Here is a 348-nt window from a genome sequence, read left to right as displayed (position 1 = left end):
TTGCCCCGGGCATCCACCGGGCCCTGTACCCCTACTGCTACCGCTGTCCCTATGACAAAGAAAGAGCCACCTGCGGCCTCTACTGTGCCGGCCAGTTTGAAGCCTTCTTCCTGGAAGAAGTGGATCCCACCGATGTGGCGGCCATCATCCTGGAACCCATTCAGGGTGAAGGCGGCTTTGTGCAGATCCCCGATGAGTACATCACCGTCTTAAGAGACATCTGCGACACCCACGGCATCATTCTCATTGCCGATGAAATTCAAACCAGCTTCGGCCGTACCGGCAAGCTCTTTGCCACCGAACACTGGCCTGCCGCTCCCGACATGTGGACCACCGCCAAATCCATTG

At 57.8% G+C, this 348-nt stretch carries 1 protein-coding gene; it reads left to right on the top strand.

From position 1 onward, the window contains the following. Positions 1-348 (top strand): aminotransferase class III-fold pyridoxal phosphate-dependent enzyme (locus tag AAIG11_RS18280; protein WP_343187563.1); only part of this gene is annotated, 348 nt, incomplete at both ends.

This window comes from Anoxynatronum sibiricum (assembly GCF_039414295.1).
GTDB classification, from domain to species: Bacteria; Bacillota; Clostridia; order Peptostreptococcales; family Tindalliaceae; genus Anoxynatronum; species Anoxynatronum sibiricum.
This window is presented reverse-complemented; position numbering and strand designations above follow the sequence as displayed.